16 protein-coding genes and 4 tRNA genes are annotated in these 20,655 nt (G+C 63.0%); 5 read left to right on the forward strand and 15 right to left on the reverse strand.

The window, feature by feature from the left end; translation table 11 throughout:
• Nucleotides 1-2: 2 nt before the first annotated feature.
• The 9 genes from SK1NUM_RS07565 to SK1NUM_RS07605 form a co-directional block, all read right to left on the reverse strand.
• Complete coding sequence (locus SK1NUM_RS07565; RefSeq protein ID WP_212320876.1) at nucleotides 3-764, reverse strand: DUF881 domain-containing protein; 762 nt, start codon at nucleotides 762-764, stop codon at nucleotides 3-5.
• The gene (locus SK1NUM_RS07570) at nucleotides 754-1,356 is read right to left on the reverse strand and encodes a CDP-alcohol phosphatidyltransferase family protein (RefSeq protein WP_212320878.1); all 603 of its coding nucleotides are present in this window, start codon (nucleotides 1,354-1,356) and stop codon (nucleotides 754-756) included. Before SK1NUM_RS07570 ends, SK1NUM_RS07565 begins: the two co-directional genes overlap by 11 nt.
• A gap of 13 nt (nucleotides 1,357-1,369) precedes the next feature.
• Nucleotides 1,370-1,903, reverse strand: coding sequence for an HIT family protein (locus tag SK1NUM_RS07575; RefSeq protein ID WP_212320880.1), 534 nt, complete (start codon nucleotides 1,901-1,903; stop codon nucleotides 1,370-1,372).
• Nucleotides 1,900-3,918 (reverse strand): threonine--tRNA ligase, encoded by a 2,019-nt coding sequence (gene thrS, locus SK1NUM_RS07580; RefSeq protein ID WP_212320882.1) that lies wholly within the window; start codon nucleotides 3,916-3,918, stop codon nucleotides 1,900-1,902. The genes SK1NUM_RS07575 and thrS overlap by 4 nt, the downstream gene beginning before the upstream one ends.
• Nucleotides 3,919-4,100: 182 nt before the next feature.
• Nucleotides 4,101-4,385, reverse strand: coding sequence for a GNAT family N-acetyltransferase (locus tag SK1NUM_RS07585; RefSeq protein WP_212320884.1), 285 nt, complete (start codon nucleotides 4,383-4,385; stop codon nucleotides 4,101-4,103).
• Nucleotides 4,386-4,440: 55 nt separating this feature from the next.
• Nucleotides 4,441-4,515, reverse strand: a tRNA-Val gene (locus SK1NUM_RS07590).
• 1 nt (nucleotide 4,516) lies between these two features.
• Nucleotides 4,517-4,587, reverse strand: a tRNA-Cys gene (locus SK1NUM_RS07595).
• Nucleotides 4,588-4,606: 19 nt separating this feature from the next.
• Nucleotides 4,607-4,679: transfer RNA gene (locus SK1NUM_RS07600), tRNA-Gly, on the reverse strand.
• A 142-nt stretch (nucleotides 4,680-4,821) separates the two neighbouring features.
• Entirely contained in the window at nucleotides 4,822-6,294 is a 1,473-nt protein-coding gene (locus SK1NUM_RS07605) for an NAD-dependent succinate-semialdehyde dehydrogenase (protein WP_212320886.1), read from the reverse strand.
• Nucleotides 6,295-6,379: 85 nt separating this feature from the next.
• On the opposite strand from SK1NUM_RS07605, the gene SK1NUM_RS07610 reads away from it, so the two are divergent.
• From SK1NUM_RS07610 to SK1NUM_RS07630, 5 genes are all read left to right on the forward strand, one after another.
• A tRNA-Val gene (locus tag SK1NUM_RS07610) sits at nucleotides 6,380-6,451 on the forward strand.
• A 45-nt stretch (nucleotides 6,452-6,496) separates the two neighbouring features.
• Nucleotides 6,497-7,261: a sirohydrochlorin chelatase gene (locus tag SK1NUM_RS07615; RefSeq protein WP_212320888.1), complete on the forward strand. Its 765-nt coding sequence runs from the start codon at nucleotides 6,497-6,499 to the stop codon at nucleotides 7,259-7,261.
• Nucleotides 7,258-7,698: a peptide-methionine (R)-S-oxide reductase MsrB gene (gene msrB / locus SK1NUM_RS07620; RefSeq protein ID WP_212320890.1), complete on the forward strand. Its 441-nt coding sequence runs from the start codon at nucleotides 7,258-7,260 to the stop codon at nucleotides 7,696-7,698. Before SK1NUM_RS07615 ends, msrB begins: the two co-directional genes overlap by 4 nt.
• A 10-nt stretch (nucleotides 7,699-7,708) precedes the next feature.
• A complete protein-coding gene (locus tag SK1NUM_RS07625; protein ID WP_223927413.1) occupies nucleotides 7,709-8,281 on the forward strand; it encodes a DUF3000 domain-containing protein in 573 nt (190 codons plus the stop codon).
• Nucleotides 8,278-9,495, forward strand: a complete 1,218-nt coding sequence (locus tag SK1NUM_RS07630) for an HRDC domain-containing protein (RefSeq protein ID WP_212320891.1) — start codon at nucleotides 8,278-8,280, stop codon at nucleotides 9,493-9,495. The genes SK1NUM_RS07625 and SK1NUM_RS07630 overlap by 4 nt, the downstream gene beginning before the upstream one ends.
• Here SK1NUM_RS07630 and dxs read toward each other — a convergent pair.
• The 6 genes from dxs to SK1NUM_RS07660 all read right to left on the reverse strand — a co-directional run bounded on the left by dxs (nucleotide 9,483) and on the right by SK1NUM_RS07660 (nucleotide 20,635).
• The gene (gene dxs, locus SK1NUM_RS07635) at nucleotides 9,483-11,393 is read right to left on the reverse strand and encodes a 1-deoxy-D-xylulose-5-phosphate synthase (protein WP_212320892.1); all 1,911 of its coding nucleotides are present in this window, start codon (nucleotides 11,391-11,393) and stop codon (nucleotides 9,483-9,485) included. The two genes, SK1NUM_RS07630 and dxs, sit on opposite strands and share 13 nt — an antisense overlap.
• A gap of 638 nt (nucleotides 11,394-12,031) precedes the next feature.
• Complete coding sequence (locus SK1NUM_RS07640) at nucleotides 12,032-13,453, reverse strand: amino acid permease (protein WP_212320893.1); 1,422 nt, start codon at nucleotides 13,451-13,453, stop codon at nucleotides 12,032-12,034.
• On the reverse strand, nucleotides 13,443-14,567 hold the full coding sequence (gene ald, locus SK1NUM_RS07645) for an alanine dehydrogenase (RefSeq protein ID WP_126377892.1): 1,125 nt from the start codon (nucleotides 14,565-14,567) through the stop codon (nucleotides 13,443-13,445). The genes SK1NUM_RS07640 and ald overlap by 11 nt, the downstream gene beginning before the upstream one ends.
• 206 nt (nucleotides 14,568-14,773) lie before the next feature.
• Complete coding sequence (acnA, locus tag SK1NUM_RS07650) at nucleotides 14,774-17,449, reverse strand: aconitate hydratase AcnA (RefSeq protein ID WP_212320894.1); 2,676 nt, start codon at nucleotides 17,447-17,449, stop codon at nucleotides 14,774-14,776.
• An 85-nt stretch (nucleotides 17,450-17,534) separates the two neighbouring features.
• Nucleotides 17,535-18,665, reverse strand: a complete 1,131-nt coding sequence (locus tag SK1NUM_RS07655) for a class I SAM-dependent RNA methyltransferase (protein ID WP_061786982.1) — start codon at nucleotides 18,663-18,665, stop codon at nucleotides 17,535-17,537.
• Nucleotides 18,662-20,635: an APC family permease gene (locus SK1NUM_RS07660; protein ID WP_014846571.1), complete on the reverse strand. Its 1,974-nt coding sequence runs from the start codon at nucleotides 20,633-20,635 to the stop codon at nucleotides 18,662-18,664. The genes SK1NUM_RS07655 and SK1NUM_RS07660 overlap by 4 nt, the downstream gene beginning before the upstream one ends.
• Nucleotides 20,636-20,655: the final 20 nt, after the last annotated feature.

Raw genomic sequence — 20,655 nt, forward strand, 5'->3', positions numbered from 1 at the left:
CTTCAGCTCTCGGCATATCGCAAACTGATAGCAGGATCGGCAGGAAGTTGCAGATCGTCACCGGGTTGCTTCAGCTCATAGCTAATCCCATAGTTGTCGTGAAGATGCTGCCACCAAGCAGCCGCCGGCGTCTGGGCGAAACGAGTTTGCATACGCGTAGGATCTCCGATCGCGTCCACAGAATAGGGCGGGTTCAGGGAGACATAGTCCACTGTGATAGCGGAACCCGCCGACCGGATTGGTGTGAGTGTCGTAATGCGCTGTCCGTTGATTGCCATAGCCTCTGCTCCGGACTGCCACAAACCATTCACCAGACGTGTCAGGTCGGAGTCGTAGATCACCCCCCGGCCGTTGACGGCTTTCTCGGCATCATTGACCTGTATCTGGATTCCGGGCCCGCTGACGGCAACAGCTCCCGTGACAGTCTCGAGTCTCTGCAATTCAGCTCTGAGGCTTGGATCTGCTACAGACTCCTGCCGGAGACGTCCATTCTCCGAGCCGAGCTCCCCCACCCTTGCCGTGAGCTCATCACGACGCTGTCGTTCTGCCGCGATCCGCGACAAGAGGTCGTTTCGCTCATCCGCCACCTCATTACGGGAACGTGTGGTGGAAGCCATGGCAACCGACAACAACGCGGCCACCAGGAACAGAGCCAAGAACCTGGCCCGGGAGTTTCGTCGCGGGGCTACCGTGGTGAGGTATTCAGGATCCATAGCCTCCGAGGCGATATCGCTCAGCAGGCTCATACTTGAGTCAGGACGCACCGTGATCACCTCTTTCGCAGGCGAGCCTCACCGTGCCCGTCAGGTAGAGAATGCCCGCCACCCAGTATGCGAGTGCCCCCAGGCAGGCAAGGGGCCATCCGATCCATTCGGCGATTGACACCCCCAACGATCTGGGGGAACCGATCAGTATCAATGGGAAAGCCAGCAGCAGCATCAGCGTTCCGGCCTTTCCAGCCATGTTGACTGGAAGTGCCAGCAGGCCACTTCGGCGCAGCGAAGGCAGCAGACATATGAGCAGAAGATCACGGGCAGCGAGAATGCCCAAGAACCACCATGGCACCAAATCCCGGAACGCCATTGCCACCACTGCGGTGAGAATGTAAAGACGGTCAGCGACTGGATCAAGTCTGGATCCAAGCAGCGAAGTCTGGTGAAGGGCTCGTGCCAAGAAACCGTCAAGCCAATCCGTAGCTCCCGAAACAGCCAGCAGAATCACAGCAGCAAGATTCTGGCCAGTGAGAATCAGCCACCCGAACACCGGAATGGCCAACAGGCGCAGGAAGGAAAGCACATTCGGCAATGTCACCAGCCGGTCTGTGTCCCAGGCAGGGGCAGGCTCGACTGTCTTCACGCCAGCCAGCCTACTAGGTCGTAGTCAGCCATGCTTCTGCCAGCTGCTGACGCGCGTCGCCCAGCAGCTGGGGCAGGGCACGGGTACGGCCAATCACCGGCATGAAGTTCATGTCACCCGCCCACCGGGGCACCACATGCTGGTGTAGATGTGCAGCGATCCCGGCTCCGGCCACAGCACCTTGATTCATACCGATGTTGAAGCCGTCAGGATGGGAAACCTGTGTCAGGACACTGATGGCACGCTGGGTGAAATCTGCCATCTCCCGAGTTTCTTCAGCCGTAGCATCGACGTATCCGCTGACATGCCGGTAGGGGCAGACCAGCAGGTGCCCTGGGGAGTAGGGAAAAAGATTCATCACGACGAAGGCATGCTCGCCGCGAGCCACGATTAGCCCGTCATCATCACCTCTCGCGGGAGCCAGACAGAACGGGCAACCAGTCTCGTCCTCTGGCTTGTCCCCCTCTATGTAGACCATCCGGTGCGGGGTCCACAGCCGCTGGAAGGCATCGGGAACGCCGCATAGACGTGAAGAGGGCTCTGTCATTCCGCACCCGGATCAGTGTTGACGCGGGAAGTGATGTGGGACCGGATTCGCTCCACCGCCTGTGCCACAGGCACCCCGTTGAGCTGTGAGCCATCCCGGAAACGGAAACTGACGGCTCCCGCATCACGATCCTCACCGCCCGCGATGAGGATGAATGGCACCTTCGATTTCGAGGCATTTCGGATCTTCTTGCCGAACCGGTCATCCGAGAAATCCAGATCAACTCGGATCCCGTGGGCTCTCAGCTGTCTGGCAACCTCCGACAGGTACTCGTTGAACTCCTCGGCAACAGGAACGCCAAGGACCTGGACCGGTGCCAACCAGGCAGGGAAGGCGCCGGCATAGTGCTCGGTGAGCACCCCGAAGAATCGTTCGATGGAGCCGAAGAGCGCGCGGTGGATCATGACCGGTCGCTGGCGGGTACCGTCAGCCGCCTGGTATTCCAGTGCGAAACGTTCCGGCAGGTTGAAATCGAGCTGGATAGTGGACATCTGCCAGGTGCGCCCGATGGCGTCCTTGGTCTGGACGGAGATCTTCGGACCATAGAAGGCAGCCCCTCCAGGATCTGGCACAAGTTCCAGACCGGATGCCTTCGCAACCTCAGCCAGGACCTCGGTTGCCTCCTCCCAGGCCTGATCATCGCCCACGAACTTCTCGGGGTTCTTGGTCGACAGCTCAAGGTAGAAATCGTTCAGGCCGTAGTCCTTGAGCAGGTCCAGGACGAAGGTGAGCAGGTTGGTCAGCTCACCGCGCATCTGTTCGCGGGTGCAGTAAATGTGGGCATCGTCCTGGGTAAAGCCCCGGGCCCGGGTCAGGCCATGTACCACGCCGGATTTCTCATTGCGGTACACGGTACCGAATTCGAACAGTCTCAGCGGCAGCTCCCGGTAGGAGCGGCCCCGTGACCGGAAGATCAGGTTGTGCATGGGGCAGTTCATGGGCTTCAGGTAGTAATCCTGACCCTGCTTGCGGACATTGCCCTCTGCGTCACGCTCCTCATCCATCTGCATGGGCGGGTACATGCCGTCGGCATACCAGTCAAGATGCCCGGAGGTCTCGAACAGCGAAGCCTTCGTCAGGTGAGGGGTGTAGGCGAACTGGTAGCCTTCAGCGACGTGGCGGCGCCGGGAATAGTCCTCCATCTCCATCCGCACCACTGCGCCGTTGGGGTGGAACACCGCCAGGCCTGAACCGATCTCGTCCGGGAATGAGAATAGATCTAGCTCTGTGCCGAGTTTGCGGTGGTCGCGTTTGGCCGCCTCGGCCATGCGGGTCTGGTAGGCCTTCAGATCCTCCTTGCTGGCCCACGCAGTGCCATACACACGCTGCAGTCCGGTGTTGCGCTGGTCACCACGCCAATAGGCTGCACTGGACTTGGTGAGTGCGAAGGCCTGAAGGTAGCCCGTGTGCGGCACGTGAGGCCCGCGGCACAGATCACGCCAGGCAACGGAGCCGTCGCGGCGGACGTTGTCATAGATGGTGAGCTGTCCCTCCCCCACCTCGACGGACGATCCGTCAGCCGACGAGCCGCCCCCTTTGTCCGCGATCAACTCGAGTTTGAAGGGCTCATTAGCCAGTTCACTTCGCGCCTCCTCATCACCGACCTCCCGTCTCACGAAACGCTGCTTCTCGCGGACGATCTGCCCCATCTGTTTCTCCACCGCTTTGAGGTCCTCCGGCGTGAGCGGGGCGGTCGCGAAGTCGTAGTAGAAACCATCGGTGATCGGCGGCCCGATACCAAGTTTCGCCTCAGCGAACAGATGCTGCAGTGCTTGCGCGGTCATGTGAGCAGTGGAGTGACGAATGATGCTCAGCCCCTCATCGCTGCTTGCCAGGACCGGGGTGACCTCGTCGCCGTCGCTGAGCTCACGCTGCAGGTCCAGGATCTCCCCGTTGACGCGCATGGCAACCACGGCACGATCGCCGCCGAACAGATCGAGCCCGGTAGTGGTGGTCGTCATCAGTTCCACGCTCTCGCGGGAGCCGGCACGGATAACGACGATAGACGCAGACACGGAGGCCCTTCCTTTCCGTAGGTGACGCGCCAATTCTGCCACCAGCCACGCTAGGGGGTGAAAGGCTTGCCGCAGGCCGTGGACGGCACTGTGTAGGCCACCGGCTGACGACTGGCAGAGAGGAATCTCCTGCGGAAAACGCCGCTTCAGGAACCGGACAGCCCCAGCGTCCGGTCGGAGGGTCACCGTTCCAGCAGATGCGCGAACTCAGGTTTCTCAGCTATCCGCCTGGCGACATAGGGGCAGGTGGGCCGTACCTTCTTGCCCGCGGCTGCAATATCAGCCAGCGCGAAATCAACCACTTTCCCCGCAAGTCCCTGTCCCCGGAACTCCGGCTTGGTCACGGTGTGCGGTAGCTCGGTGGACGGGCCTCGCTGCAGGTATTCAGCAAACGCAGCCAGCCGGTCACCCAGAAACAGCTCATAGCGGTGCTCGGTTTCATTTTTCACCAAGGCTGGCTCGTTCATGGATACCTCCAATGCAAAACAACCGAGCCCATGGGCTCGGTATTTCCGGTGAATTTGGTGGGCGATGCCAGGTTTGAACTGGCGACCTCTTCCGTGTCAAGGAAGCGCGCTACCACTGCGCCAACCGCCCGAGGTGGAGACGGGATTCGAACCCGTGTACACGGATTTGCAGTCCGTTGCCTCGCCTCTCGGCCACTCCACCGGGTGGAGTATTGTCTCCGAGCGGACGACGAGATTCGAACTCGCGACCCTCACCTTGGCAAGGTGATGCTCTACCAACTGAGCCACGTCCGCATGCACTTTCCCATAGCTCCCCTCCCGGGTTGCTGCGTTCGGCGCGTAGAGAACATTAGCGCAGGCTTTCCCGGCTACGCAAATCCCGCTTGTCAGGCAGAGTCCAGGGACCGCCTGGCGCCCCGGACCGGGAAAAGCCCGGTCAGATGGGGATGCCAACGTAGATTGTCTCCAGATACTCGGCGATACCCTCTGAACCGCCTTCTCGCCCAAGCCCGGAATGCTTGACTCCCCCGAAGGGCGCTGCCGGGTTCGAGATGGCAGCAGAGTTGATTCCCACCATGCCGGCCTCAAGCCGCTCAGACATGCGCAGCGCGCGATCGATATTTGCGGTGTGAACGTAGGCAGCCAGCCCCACAGGGGAAGCGTTCGCCCAGCTGAGCACTTGCTCCTCGGAGTCAAAGGGGACCACCGGGGCGACCGGACCGAACAATTCCTCACACACCACAGGCTCACCGGGGTCGGGGACAGTCAGGACGGTTGGCCGATAGAAGTAGCCAGGCCCTGCGATCTCCTCGCCGCCCACCAGCACCTGGGAGCCATGCATCTGGGCGCTTGACACCAGGCCTCGGAGACGATGCAGCTGCTCAGAGGTGATGATGGGCCCGATATCGGTTGCGGGGTCGAGACCATCCCCGACCACAAGCCCTCTGAATTCTGTGGCGAGCCTCGTGGCGAACTCATCAGCCAGCTCATGTGCGACGTAGAACCTGTTGGCTGCGTTGCAGGCCTCCCCCATATTCCGGAGTTTGGCGGATTTCGCAGCTGCCACGGCGCGTTCCAGGTCGGCGTCATCGAAGACGATGAATGGGGCGCAACCCCCAAGTTCCATCGAGACTCGCAGCACATTTGCCGCGGCCTCACGCAAAAGGGCCTTCCCCACAGCCGTCGATCCTGTGAAAGAAAGCTTCCGGAGCCGCGGGTCATGAAGCAGGGGTCCCGTCAATGCTGCCGAGGAAGAGGTAGCCACGACGTTGACCACGCCGTCGGGGATGCCCGCCCGCCGACAGGCCTCAGCGAAGGCAAGGGCCGTCAGAGGGGTCAGTTTCGAAGGTTTCAGGATACCGGTGCATCCTGCTGCCAGCGCCGGGCCGAGCTTGCGGGTTGCCATCGCCAGGGGGAAGTTCCACGGGGTGACCGCCAGCACGGGACCGACGGGGCGCGGCATGGTGATGATACGCAAGGTGCCTTCCGGGGTCGTGGAATAGCGGCCGTTGAGACGCACGGCCTCTTCGGAGAACCAGCGGAGGAATTCGGCCCCGTAAAAGACTTCACCACGTGCCTCGACCAGGGGTTTCCCCATCTCCAGGGTCATCAGGACCGCAAGCTCTTCCGCGCGCTCCATAACGATCTCGAATAGGTTCCTCAGCAGCTCTGCACGCTCCCTCGGAGCAGTATGTGCCCAGCTCTCCTGCGCTGAGACAGCTGCATCCAGCGCTGCCATGCCATCCTCCGCACTCGCGTCACTTACCTGGGCGATTGCCTGTCCTGTGGCGGGGTTCAGGACCTCGAAATCTGACTGAGTCTCGCGCCAGGACCCCCCTACGAAAACCCCAGTAGGGGCAATGGCGAGCGCGCGGGCCACCAATGAATTTTCTGCAGAAACAGCCTCCATGGCCAGACCTCCGGTAGTCGGGGAACATCTCTACACTAGAGGATTGGCGCCGCCTTGGTAGGTGCGGTAAAGTTGCACACTGCACGGGCGATTGGCGCAGTGGTAGCGCGCTTCGTTCACACCGAAGAGGTCGGCGGTTCGAAACCGCCATCGCCCACCGATGCTCCTCATTAAAGCCATCCAGCCGCAAGGAGGAGAAACAATGTCGGCACCGGGCATAGTGCTTGTCGCACGCGGTGACGACGACCCAGCGGTGCGGGCTTCCTTTGACGTCGTGATAGGTCACCTGACGAGCCTCCGCCCTGACTTGAAGGTGGGTCTCGGCCTCCTGAACAGCAACACCCCGACCGTTCATGAGGCTGTCACATCCCTAGCAGCCACCGGGATCGAGGAGATCGCCATGGTCCCGATGGATCTCGTGTCGGCCACAGACCACTCCCCCGTGCTGGGCCATGCCCGTGACGAGGTTGAGGCCGCGCACCCTGGGCTCAGCATCGTCATCGCGAGGCCTATCGGCCCGGATATCGATTTGCTGAATGTCCTGGACGCGAAGCTCCGCGATGCCCTACATCGTGCGAATGCAGTGGAAGTGGATGCTTTGGTCTTGGCCTGCCCTGATGGTGGAGATATGCGCGGCAGCTCTCTGCTCGCACGCCGCGCCAGGCAGTGGGGGGCACACCACAGGCTTCCCGTGCAGCTGGCCCAGAACGACATCACCGGCCGTGCGACTGCGATCGCCATCAATGCCCTGCGTTCCCAAGGGCGCCGTAACATTGCCGTCGGATCGCTGTTTCTGACGTCAGGGCCAGTTTTCCGTGTCCACCAGCAGACCGCGATCAGGGCAGGCGCCTTGGCTGTGACCTCCCCGATAACAGAAGATCCGAGAGTGACCGAGCTGATCCTGGCGCGCTACGCATTCGCGGCCATGCGGCTGCTGGACATCGACCCTCACGAGGATGGAACATGACGGAGTACTTCCCACTCGACCTGCCCGATCAGGAATGGCGGAAGCGACTGGACGATCTCGAATACCACGTGTTGCGGGAATCCGGAACAGAACCTCCCTTCACTGGCGAATACACCGATACCACCTCCACTGGTGTCTATGAATGCCGGGCCTGCGGAACCGAGCTGTTCCGTAGCGAGGCGAAATTTGCCTCTCATTGTGGCTGGCCAAGTTTCTTCGAGCCACTTGCTGGGGACCGCGTCATCTACCTGGAAGACCGCTCTATCCCCGGCCGCCCCAGAGTCGAGGTCCGGTGCAGGGCCTGCAATTCCCACTTGGGGCATGTCTTCCACGGCGAGGGATACGACACGCCCACAGATGACCGGTATTGCATAAACTCAGTCTGCTTGCGACTTGTACCGGCGCGCCATCAAACCAGCTCGGGCGAAGACACATAGGCTCACTTCTGTGACTCTCGCTTCTCCCAGCATGGCCGACCCTGAGTTCCAGCATGCACTGGAAGAATTCGCCACCATGCAGTGGCGTTCTGGGATCAAAGCCGAGGAGATTGGCTCTCCCCAACGGATCGCCCCGTTCTCGATAGCCATGGCGCTGGACTTCGTCGAGGATGACGAGGAGCTGGGCACCGGTCGCCTGATACTACTTCACGATCCCTCGGGAAACGAGAACTGGGAGGGTCGTTTTCGGCTGGTCTCCTATGTGAGAGCTGAGGTTGACCAGGAGATGGTGACCGATCCACTGCTGCCTGAGGCGGCGTGGTCCTGGCTGACCGAGGCGCTGGCCAAATACCATGCGGCCCACCGAGCCCTGGCTGGAACGGTGACCGCTTCCTATGGGCATGGTTTCGGAGAGCTGCGGACACGCCAGGCCGAGGTCGAGGTCCGGGCCTCCTGGAGCCCGGTCCTGGATGCGAACCACAGGATCACCGTCCACCTCAGTGCCTGGCAGGATCTGCTTGGACATATATCTGGGCGCCCTCCACTACCTCGTGGGGTGGTGCAGTTCCCGGGGCGTGCATGAGCGATTTCGTCGAGCAGTCACGAGAACCCCTACGGCCTGTGGTGGAGACCTCTGGGCATTTCGACGAGTGTCTCTCCGCTCTCTCCACAGCAACCGGTCCCGTCGCATTCGACGCGGAACGTGCCCACGGGCACCGGTACTGGCCGAAAGCTTATCTGTTCCAGATCCGCAGGCAAGGCGCCGGGACCTGGCTGATTGATCCCATTGCCCTGGAGCAGGCTCCAGCGAGGCTCAGCGATCTCGTCAGCGCCTGCTCGGACGCCCCATGGGTCATTCACGCGGCCTCACAGGACCTGCCGTGCATGACCGAAGTGGGTGTGCGGCCGCCGTATCTCTTCGACACCGAACTGTCTGCCCGGCTACTTGGAGAGCCATCGGTCGGACTCGCTGCCCTGCTGGAGGCCAAACTCGGTATCCGGTTGCGCAAAGCTCATTCGGCAGCTAACTGGGCCACCCGCCCGCTGCCTACTTCCTGGCTGATCTACGCGGCCTTGGATGTCGACTACCTGCTTGAACTGGCTGATGTCCTGAACACGGAGCTGACCGCCAGCGGGCGTCTTTCCTGGGCCCGGGAGGAATTCGCATACACGCTGGACCTGTTCACCACCCCCTCTGCTCCCCGGAAGGAGCCGTGGCGACGCCTTTCAGGGCTGCAGGGGTTGAGACATCCGGTACAGCTTGCCGTAGCCCGGGCGCTCTGGCAGGAACGAGAGGCTATCGCCCAGCAGAAGGACCGTCCCCCCTCCCGGATACTACCTGACGCCGCGATAGTGGGTATTGCATCGAAAGCAGACAAGGAGAGTCCTCTACCAGACGCACCGACGTTGGCCGGCGTTCCTGGATTCCGCTCCAGGAACGCCGGAAGATACCGGGCGCACTGGAGTCGGGCCCTGGAGTCAGTCTCTAGGATGTCCCCGGATGATTACCCGCAGCGCCGCCCGGAGGCGACTGGGATACCGCAGCCACGTTCCTGGGAACGTAGCCATCCGGATCGCTGGGTCTTCTGGAAGAAGGCCCGCGCCGCTGTGGACGCATTGGCTGGCGAACTTGGCATCCAGCCGAGCCTCGTGATCTCCTCCGCCACTTTGTCCACCTGTATCTACGAATGGGAGGAAGGACAGGACTTCCGGGAGGCTCTCGCCGGGTTAGGGGTGCGGGACTGGCAGGTGGAGTTCCTGGTGCCGCTGTTGAACAAGTGCCTTCAAGACGGCTGAGCCGCAGGCAAATCCTGGGCACGTACCACCATCTCAAGCACACTACGCGCAATGTCGCTGGAGGTCAGGCGTAGCTCGGCCAGTATCTCGTCGCGGGTGCCCTGGCTCAGGAATCGCTGCTCGATACCGAAGGCCAGCATCCTTACGCCAGGTGCATGATCAGCCAGCTTAGCTCTCAGTCGTTCTCCTAGCCCTCCGGCCATAAGACCATCCTCAATACTGACCACCAGGTCATACCTGGACGCCAGGCGAAGCAGCTCGGGGCTGAGAGGAAGGCACCAGATCGGGTCCGCGACACAACAGGCGACCCCCTCCGCCGCAAGTTTCTCAGCCACCTCAAGCCCTAAGCCCGCGAACTGACCGTAGCCTATGATCAGCAGCCGCGCACCGGCATCAATGCGCAGCAAATCCACCTGGTCTCGTCCCAGGCCCCGGGTCGCTATGGCTGGTATCTCGTCTGGGAGTCGTTCCTTGGAGTAACGCAACACCGTTGGAGCGTCCTGGACTGTCACTGCTCGCTCCAGTGCGGCAACCAGCCGCGGCTGATCCCGCGGAGCTGAGATCTCGATGCCGGGAACCAGGCCAAACAACGAGAGATCCCACATGCCGTTGTGGCTTGGCCCATCTGTCCCAGTGATCCCAGCCCGGTCCAGCGCGAAGGTAACCCCTTCGCCGTGCAGGGCCACGTCCATCAGAACCTGATCGAAGGCCCGGTTTAAAAAGGTGGCGTACACCGCGACCACGGGGTGTAAACCCGTTCTGGCCAGGCCAGACGCGGAGGCCACTGCGTGCTGCTCTGCGATCCCGACGTCGAAGACCCGGTCGGGGAAAGCCGCCGCGAACCGGCCGAGCCCCGTGGGATACAGCATGGCAGCTGTGATGGCCACGACATCCGGCCTGCGTTCCCCGATCCGCACCATGGCCTCGCTGAAGGCATCAGTCCAAGTTGCCTGAACGGCATCGCTGAGCGGTTGGCCAGTCACCTCATCAATCTTCCCGATGGCGTGGAATTGATCCCTCTCATGCTCCTCGGCAGCTTTGAAGCCCTTGCCCTTCTGGGTGATGGCATGAACCAGCACTGGTCCCTCGAAGTGGCGAGCACGTTCAAGATGACTGACGACAGCGCGGATGTCATGCCCGTCAATCGGGCCTGTGTACTTCAGCCCAAGGTCGGAGAACATCCCCTGCGGTGCAAGAATGTCCTTCATGCCCGTCTTGAATCCATGCAGGAGGTCGTAGATGGGCCTGCCCAGCAACGGCACCCGGTTGAGCTTGTTCTTGATGAAGCTCAGGGTACGTTCATAGCGCTGGTCGGTACGCAGCCCGGAAAGGTGCTCGGCAAGCCCGCCGACCGTCGGGGTGTAGGAGCGACCGTTGTCGTTGACTACGATCACGATCCTCAGGTCGGGTTGCGTTGCTATGTTGTTCAGCGCCTCCCAGGCCATGCCCCCCGTCAACGCTCCGTCCCCGACCACCACGACCACGGTGCGTTCCTCCCCGCGCAGGCGAAATCCCTTGGCGAGGCCCTCGGCCCAGGACAAGGCCGTAGAGGCGTGGGAGTTCTCAACCCAGTCGTGCTCAGACTCGGAGCGGGACGGATAGCCGGAAAGTCCTCCCCGCTGCCTGAGATGCTCAAACCCCTCAGCCCGCCCCGTCAGGATCTTGTGGACGTATGACTGGTGCCCCGTGTCAAAGATGATCGGGTCGTGAGGCGAGTTGAAGACCCGGTGAATGCCCAGGGTGAGTTCGACGACACCGAGATTCGGCCCCAGGTGCCCACCTGTGCGACTGACCCGGTTGATGAGGAAGCCGCGGATCTCGGAAGCGAGACTTGTCAGCTGGCGGCGCGAGAGCGTTCGCAGGTCACGCGGACCACCAATCTTGGTGAGCAGGGACATGGCGGACAGTCTAGAGGCTCTCCCAAGGAACGGACACCTTGTAGTGTTACCGCTTCCCGGCCGCGTGTTCGTCCCTTCCCTGCGGAACGGGCCCTCGGAGATCCGGGACGATACGCTTCTCAACCATTGACGAAACGCTCCGGACCGTGCTGTGGTTCCGGTGCGGCGTCTGCGGAGCGCAGAAGAAGGAAGTCCGCTCCCATGTGGTCCGGCAGAGACACGGGTTCCGGTGCCCGCCTGTTCCTGTGGGTCACTGATGTTCCTGGATGTATTGGGAGCTCTGCCACCGGCTGCCCGCCTGGATCCTCCGGGAGAAGAACCGGTCCAAGGTGCTCGCAGACCTGGGGAAGCTGCGACGCTTGGCACTGGCTCTCTCTTCCGGGAATACGGCACAGGTTTTCATTCCCAGAGCTTCATGACTGCTGCGCCATCCTCCGGAATCAAATGCTTTCGGAAGGTCTGCTCCGGATGCTTCCAACTCACCTGTCCAATCGGACACCCCAGACGCAACTCATCGTCGAGTGCCTCCGGAAAAACTGCAGTGCAGATCAGCAGGTCAGGCCCTCAAACGAGAGTTGGTGGAGCACGGGTCACCCCGCACCCCACCAACTAATTCCTTCTCTGGAATTGGGCACTCGTTACTGAGAAACGCCTCCGCGGACCTTCTTTCTGACGAACCACGAAATCGTCAATCCCACGAACCACAGGAGCGTCAGCCCCAAGGCTATCCGGGTGTCGTCATAGCGCAACAACACATAGACCACGAACCCGAAGAAGCCCAGCACCACCCACGGCATGAAGGCGGCGCCCGGCATTCGGAATGCCGCATTCTTGTGAGCCTCGGGATGCAACTTCCGATAGCGGATGTAGCACACCAGGACCAGCGACCACATGAACAGCACCAGTCCCACCGATACCGAGGAGACCATGGTGAATGCCTCCATCACCGACCCACCGATGACCAGGATCGGGAAGGCGACACACGTCAGTGCCACTGACAGTATCAACGCCTTGGCCGGAACCTGGTGCTTCGACAGATGCCCGAAGGACTCGGGCGCCTGCTTCGACTGGGACAACCCGTACAGCATGCGGGAGGTTGAGAAGATCCCCGAGTTCGCACTGGAGGAAGCAGAGGTCAGGACCACGAAGTTCATGGCCCCTGCAGCAGCGACGAACCCGACCATGCTGAACAGGTTCACGAACGGTGACATGCCCGGATCGATCTTGTCCCACGGAGTGACCGACATGATGACCGCCAAGGCCAGCACGTAGAAGATCACGATCCGAACCGGTATGGCGTTGATCGCTTTCGGCAGGGTTTTGTGCGGATCGGAGGTCTCGGCCGCAGCCGTTCCGATCAACTCGATACCGATGAACGCGAACACCGCGATCTGGAAAGCCGCCAAGAAGTTGTCACCATCGGCCGGGAAGATTCCCAATGGACCATAGGCACTCCACAAGTGAGTGATCGATGCGGTTGTCGTCCCGTCAGCAGACTGGAAGTTCACGAGGATCATTCCTATGCCGACGACGATCAGAAGCAGGATGGCGATGATCTTGATCAGGGCGAACCAGAACTCGATCTCACCAAACAGCTTGACCGTCAACAGGTTGCAGCCGAGCAAAGCCATCAGGAGAATGAACGTACAGATCATCGACCAGGTCATGTCCTTGATCCAGAAATCAAAGTAACCGGCGATGACAACGACTTCTGCACTGGCCGTGACGACCCACAGAATCCAGTACGTCCAGCCCGCGAAGTACCCGGCCCACGGTCCGAGCATGTCTCGGGCGAAATCCTGGAAGGACTTGTACTCGAGATTGTGGAGCAAGAGTTCACCCATGGCCCTCATCACGAAGAAGAGCATCGTCCCGATGAGCAGGTAGATCAACAGCAACGATGGTCCCGCCAGGTGAACGGTCTTGCCCGAGCCCATGAAAAGGCCCGTTCCGATGGCGCCGCCGATGGCGATGAGCTGGATGTGGCGGTTCTTCAGATTCCGCTGCAGATGCTCCTGCCCCTCGGCGGCCTGCGTTGATGCTGTGGGGTCATCCGACATGATCCAGCGCTTCCGTCAGGGACATCAGCGGCAGGTTGAACGCCTCGGAAACGCCCGCGAAGGTCAGGTTGCCCTTGACCGTGTTGAGGCCCTTGGCCAGCGCGGGGTTGTCCTTCAGCGCCTGGGCCGCGCCCTTGTCGGCGAGCTGGACCGCGTAAGGAAGAGTGGCATTCGTGAGCGCCCAGGTGGAGGTGTTCGGCACCGCTCCCGGCATGTTCGCCACGCAGTAGAACTGCGAGTTGTGGACGGGGAAGGTCGGATCGTCGTGGGTGGTCGGGTGGGAGTCCTCGAAGCAGCCACCCTGGTCGATGGCGACATCCACCAGCACCGATCCGGGCTTCATCTCGGCGACCATGTCGTTGGTGACGAGCTTCGGGGCCTTGGCGCCGGGGATGAGCACCGTGCCGACCACCAGATCGGCCTGGAGGACGTGCTCTTGCACGGTGAGGGCGGAGCTCACGACACCGTGTACCTGGTTGTGGAACCTCCAGAAGGTGTTGCGCAGCTTGTCGAGGTCGGTGTCGAGAACCGTGACGTCCGCACCGAGACCCATGGCGATATTGGCCGCGTTCTGGCCCGCGACACCGCCACCGAGGACTACGACCTTGGCGCTGGGAACGCCACCGATGCAGCCCATGAGGACGCCGCGCCCACCCTGGGCCTTCATGAGGGCGTGGGCACCGACCTGGGGGGCCAGGGAGCCTGCGATCTCGGACATGGGGTAAAGCAGCGGCAACGCACCGGAGGGCAGCTGAACGGTCTCGTAGGCGATCGCAGTGGTGCCTGCCTTGAGCAGAGCATCGGTCTGGGGACGATCGGCCGCGAGGTGAAGGTAGGTGAACAGGGTCAGGTCCTCACGCAGGTACTGGTACTCGCTGGAGATCGGCTCCTTCACCTTGATCACCATCTCGCCAACCTCCCAGGTGTCGGCGGCGTTGCTGACGATCTTCGCACCCTGCGCGACAAATTCCTCATCCGGGATCGAAGAACCGACGCCCGCACCCGCCTGGATGTAGACCTCGTGGCCCCTTCTGACGAGCTCATGGACGCCAACGGGGGTGATGGCGACCCGGAACTCGTTGTTCTTGACCTCGGTCGGGATTGCGATACGCATGTGTTACTCCTTCGTAATTGTTTCTGGCTGCCCCACCTTGGGCATCCATGCGTTTGCTTGATACCGACACTAGTACGACAGGGGTCAACACGCGCGACCACCCCCCTCATTTTCGGCTACGACAAGGCCTTGAGCTGCTGAAACCGGGGGTGGTGCCACCCCGCGAGGGCCCCGGAGGGGCCTCACGGAGGTCCGGTGAGGGCCGTTCAGGCCCTCGCCAGGTTGCGCAGTACGTAGGGCATGATGCCGCCGTTGAGGTAGTAGGCCCGCTCCCCGGGGGTGTCGATCCGCACGATCACGTCGAATCCCGTCACCGTGCCGTCGGGACGGGTTGCGGTGACCCTGACCGTGCGCGGGGTGATGCCGGAGTTCAACTCGGTAATGCCGGAGACGGCGAAGATCTCCTCCCCCGTCAGACCGAGGGAGTCGGCGGAGACCCCGTCGGGGAACTGGAGCGGGAGGACCCCCATCCCTATCAGGTTGGAGCGGTGGATCCGCTCGTAGCTCTCAGCGACGACGGCTCTCACCCCGAGCAGCGCCGTGCCCTTGGCCGCCCAGTCCCTGGAGGATCCGGACCCGTACTCCTTGCCTGCCAGGATCATCAGCGGAATCCCTGCGGCCGCGTAGTTCTGGGCCGCGTCGTAGACGGTGGTCACCGGGGCCCCGGGAAGGGTGAAGTCGCGGGTGAAACCACCCTCGGTGCCGGGCGCCACCTGGTTCCGCAGCCGGATGTTGGCGAAGGTGCCCCGGATCATGATTTCGTGGTTTCCACGCCGGGATCCGTAGGAGTTGAAGTCCCGGCGGCCCACTCCCTGGGACGCGAGGTAGGCGCCCGCCGGGGAGTCCGGCTTGATGCTTCCCGCCGGGGAGATGTGATCTGTGGTGACGGAATCCCCCAGCTTCAGCAGCACCCGGGCGCCCCCGATGTCCTCGACGGGGATGGGTTCTTCGGGCATTCCGTCGAAGTAGGGGGCCCGGCGTACGTAGGTGGATTCCTCGTCCCATTCGAAGACCGCCCCGCTCGGGGTGGGCAGCGAACGCCAGCGCTCGTCCCCGGTGAACACGTCGGCGTAGCGGGACGCGAACATCTCGGAACTGATTGATGAGCTGATGGCGTCCTCGATCTCGGCCTGGGTGGGCCACAGGTCCCGCATGAACACGTCGTTTCCGTCGCGGTCCCGGCCGATGGGGTCGTTGAACAGGTCGATGTCCATGGTGCCGGCGAGGGCGTAGATGATGACCAGCATCGGGCTGGCGAGGTAGTTCATCTTCACGTCCGGGCTGATCCGGCCCTCGAAGTTCCGGTTGCCGGAGAGCACCGCGGCCACGGCCAGATCGTGTTCGTTCACGGCGGCCGAGACCTCGGGAATCAGAGGGCCGGTGTTGCCGATGCAGGTCACGCAGCCGTAGCCGACGAGATTGAACCCGATCGCGTCCAGGTAGTCTCCGAGCCCGGACCTGGTGTAGTAGTCGGTTACCACCTGGGAGCCGGGCGCCAGCGATGTCTTGACCCAGGGTTTCCGGGTCATTCCCCGCTCGACGGCCTTCTTCGCCACCAGGGCCGCGCCCAGCATCGCGGACGGATTGGAGGTGTTGGTGCAGGATGTGATGGATGCGACGGTGACGGCTCCGTTCCTCAGCTCGAAGGACGTGCCGTCGGCGAGGGTTACCGGCACCGAGGCGTCGGGGGTGCCCGTGTAGGTGGGCAGCACCTCGCGGAAGCTGTCGCGGGAACGGGTGAGCAGGATCCGGTCCTGGGGACGTTTCGGCCCGGCGATGGACGGCACCACGGTTCTGAGGTCGAGTTCGATGTACTCGGAGTAGTCGGGTTCGTGATCGTCTAGATGCCACAGTCCCTGGGCCTTGGCGTAGGCCTCCACCAAGGCGATCTGGGTCTCGTCGCGCCCGGTCAGGCGCAGGTAGTCTATGGTTTTCCCGTCGATCGGGAACACCGCGATCGTTGAACCGTACTCGGGGCTCATGTTCCCGATGGTGGCGCGGTTGGCGAGCGGCACCTGGGAGACCCCCTCGCCGTAGAACTCCACGAATTTCCCGACCACCTTGTGTCGGCGCAGCATCTCGGTGATGGTCAGGACCAGGTCGGTGGATGTGGTCCCCTCGGGGAGCCGGCCGGTCAATTTGAACCCGACCACCCGTGGGATGAGCATGGAGACCGGCTGCCCCAGCATGGCGGCCTCGGCCTCGATGCCGCCGACCCCCCATCCAACCACGCCGAGTCCGTTGACCATGGTGGTGTGGGAATCGGTGCCGACGCAGGTGTCGGGGTAGGCCTGGAGGACACCGTCGACGATACGCGGGAAGACGACCCGCGCCAGGTGTTCGATGTTGACCTGATGGACTATGCCGGTACCCGGGGGCACCACCTTGAAATCATCGAATGCGGTTTGACCCCAGCGCAGGAACTGGTAGCGCTCTCGGTTGCGCTGGTATTCGATCTCGGTGTTCCGGGCGAAGGCAGCCGGGGTTCCGAACACCTCGGCTATGACGGAGTGGTCGATGACCATTTCCGCCGGGGAGAGCGGGTTCACTTTGGCGGGGTCTCCCCCGAGGGCCGTGACCGCCTCCCTCATGGTCGCGAGATCCACCACGCAGGGCACACCCGTGAAGTCCTGCATGATGACGCGGGCGGGGGTGAACTGAATCTCGTGACTCGGTTCGGCTCCCGCGTCCCAGTTCCCGAGCGCCCGGATGTCGTCGGCGGTGATGTTGACGCCGTCCTCCGTTCGCAGCAGGTTCTCCAGAAGGATCTTGAGGCTGTAGGGCAGCCTGTCGTGTCCTGCCACCGCGTCGATCCGGAAGATCTCGTAGGTGGTGCCACCCACCTCGAGGGATGACCTGGCCCCGAAGCTGTTGACGCTCATAGCTCTCCTTGGTCCGCCTCACGCCACATATCTTGACGTCAAGATATCACGGCGACGCCCTGTTCCCAAAAAGCCGGTGAACGCCTCAGGTTCTCGTGGCGGGTTTCAGGATGGCCACACACTCCACGTGATGGGTCATCGGAAACAGGTCGAAGGCACGGATCCGGTCCGCCTCATATCCGCGTACCGCAAAACCCGCCAGGTCCCTGGCCAGGCTCGCCGGGTCGCAGGCGACGTAGGCGACGGCCCTGGGCGCGAGATCCGCCACGCGCGCCACCACGGCGGCCCCCGCTCCCCGCCGGGGTGGGTCGAGGACGACCAGATCGACCCCGGAAGGGAGCCGTCGCAGTGCCTTCGCCAACGACAGCGCCAGAAAACGCCCCCGGGGCACGTTGACGCGGGCATTCGCAGCAGCCTCCCGGTCCAGTTCCACCCCGAAAACTTCGGCCCCGGAGTGATCCAGGCCCGCGGCGAACAACCCCGAACCGCAGTAGAGATCGAGCGCCAGATCCCCCTGTCTGGGCTTGAGCCCTTCCATGACGGCGTCGAGCAGGGTCTCGGCCGCCCTGGGGTGTACCTGCCAGAAACCGGAGGCTGCCACCTGGAAGGAGAACTTTCCCGCCTTCTCGCGGACCCGGGGTGGGCCGATCAGGAGTTTTCCATCGGCGAGCACGCTGACCCTGTTCGCCGCGCGAACCACGCTGAGCGATTCCGCTCCTTCCGCGAGTTCGTTCAACTGAGCCGGGAACAGGCCGGGTGCAGCGGCGAGGCATCCCGTCTCGGGCAGTGACACAACCTCGTGTGATCGCCGCCCGCGTAGCCCCACGCGACCACCGCTGACCGAGTACCTCATCCGGGTGCGCCAGTTGACCGTCGGCTGGATGGCCTCCACCCGCCCGGGCCAGGTGATTCCCGCCAATCGGGACAGCTGCTCCGCGACGACGGCCGTCTTGAGGTCGAGCTGGAGCTCGGGACTGGCGTGCTGCCAGTCACAGCCACCACACTCTCCGGCGATCGGGCACGGGGGCTCCACCCGTCCCGGGGAGGCCTCGAGAACCCGGATCACGCGTCCCCGATCGAACCGGCTGCCCTTCTCGGTGATTTCTACGACCACCCGCTCCCCGGGCAGTCCGCCCGTGACGAAGATCACCTTGCCGTCGAAGCGCCCCACGACCACACCACCGTGGGCCACCCGTTCGAGTTCGACCTCGATCATCTGGTGCCCTGTCTGGCCTCGCGGCGCCGCGAGCTGCTGAGCTGGTAGGGCACCGAGATCACCATCACCCCGCTCATGTAGTGCAGCCTGGTGCGGATCAGCAGGGTGGTCTGGTTGTGGAGCAGTCGCTCCCACCAGTTCCCCACCACATAGTCGGGAATGTAGACGGCCACCACGTCCCTGGGGTTCTCAGTGCGCATCTCGGCCACATAGCGGATGAAGGGCTGGGTGATCTCCCGGTAGGGGGATGCGATCACGCGCAACGGAATGCCGAAATCCTCCCTCCGCCACGCCTCCATGAGCTCGCGCGCCTCCTCGTCATCGACGGAGATCGTCACCCCCATCAGGGATGTGGCGCGACCCGCCTTCGCGTAGGCGATGGCCTTCGCGGTGGGCAGGTTCACCTGTTGCACCAGCACCACCGCCCTGACCCGGCTCGGCAGTGCCCGGTCGGATTCGGGGCGGAGGGCCAGTTCATCCCTGACCTGGTCGTAGTGTCTGCGGATCAGGACCATCAGCAGGTACATCAATCCCATGGCAACCAGGGCGAGGTAGGCGCCGTGGGTGAACTTGGAGATGAGCACGACCACCAGCACCACGGCGGTCATTCCCGCGCCGAGGAGGTTCACCACGCGGGATCGTTGCATGCGCCGTCGTTCGCCCCGGTCCTTCTCGACGCGGAGCGCGCGGTTCCAGTGCAGCACCATCCCGGTCTGTCCGACGGTGAAGGAGATGAACACCCCGACCACGTAGAGCTGGATCAGGGCCGTCACGGAGGCGTTGAAACCCCAGACGAGGGCGATGGCCGCCACGGCCAGCAGCACGATCCCGTTGGAATAGGCCAACCGGTCGCCGCGGGTGTGGAGTTGCCGGGGCAGATAACCGTCCTTGGCGAGGATCGAAGCCAGGCTCGGGAAACCGTTGAAAGCGGTGTTCGCGGCCAGGAACAGGATCGACAGGGTGGCGATGATGACCACGTAGAAACCCGGAACGAACCAGTCGCCGAAGACCGTGCGCGCCAGCTGTCCCGTCACGGTCACCGCCGCGGTGTGGATGGTCGAGCCGTCCGGCTTCAGGTAGTGGGTTCCTGTCAGTTCGTCGATCAGGTGCACACGGGTCAGGTTTGCCAGCAGGACGATCCCGACGAGCATGGTCACAGCGATCAACCCGAGCAACCCGAGCACCGAGGCGGCGTTGCGGCTCTTGGGGGGGCGGAACGATGGCACGCCGTTGGCCACGGCCTCCACGCCGGTCAGCGCGGCGCAGCCCGACGAGAAGGCCCGGGTGATGATCGCGACCAGCACCCACCCGAAGGCCTGGTCGGCGCCCTGGGCACCGATCACCGTCAGGTCGGAGGTCTCGCTCTTCAGCGAATGCCCCAGGACCAGGATCCGGAAGAATCCGATGGCGAGCATCAAGAGCATTGAGAACATGAAGACGTAGGTGGGCCAGGCCAGCACCCCCCCGGAGTCCCTGACGCCCCGCAGGTTCATCAGTGCCAGGACGACGATCACCCCGACCGCGATGGGCACCTCGTAGCCGTCTATCCCGGGGAGCATCGCCTTGGCGTTGAGCACACCGGCGGAAACCGAGACGGCGACCGTCAGCACGTAGTCGACCAGCAGCGCCGACGCCACGGTCAGTCCTGCGTGCCTGCCCAGGTTCGACGCGGCTACCTCGTAGTCCCCTCCACCAGTCGGATAGGCACGAACGGTCTGCCGGTAGGACATCGCCACCACCGCGATCACGACCCCGACCGCGAGCCCGATCTGCCACGAGAACAGGTAGCCGGTCATCCCGGCCAAGGACAGGGTGATCAGGATCTCGTCGGGTGCGTAGGCGACCGAGCTCAGCGCGTCCGAGGCGAACACGGGCAGCGCGAGCCGTTTCGGGAGAAGCGTTTCCCCCAGTTGTGCACTGGCCAGGCGGCGGCCGACGAACACACGCTTCAGCGCCTGATAGATGTTCACGAGGCCCTACGGTAGACCCA

It is taken from the genome of Arachnia rubra, from assembly GCF_019973735.1.
GTDB lineage: Bacteria > Actinomycetota > Actinomycetes > Propionibacteriales > Propionibacteriaceae > Arachnia > Arachnia rubra.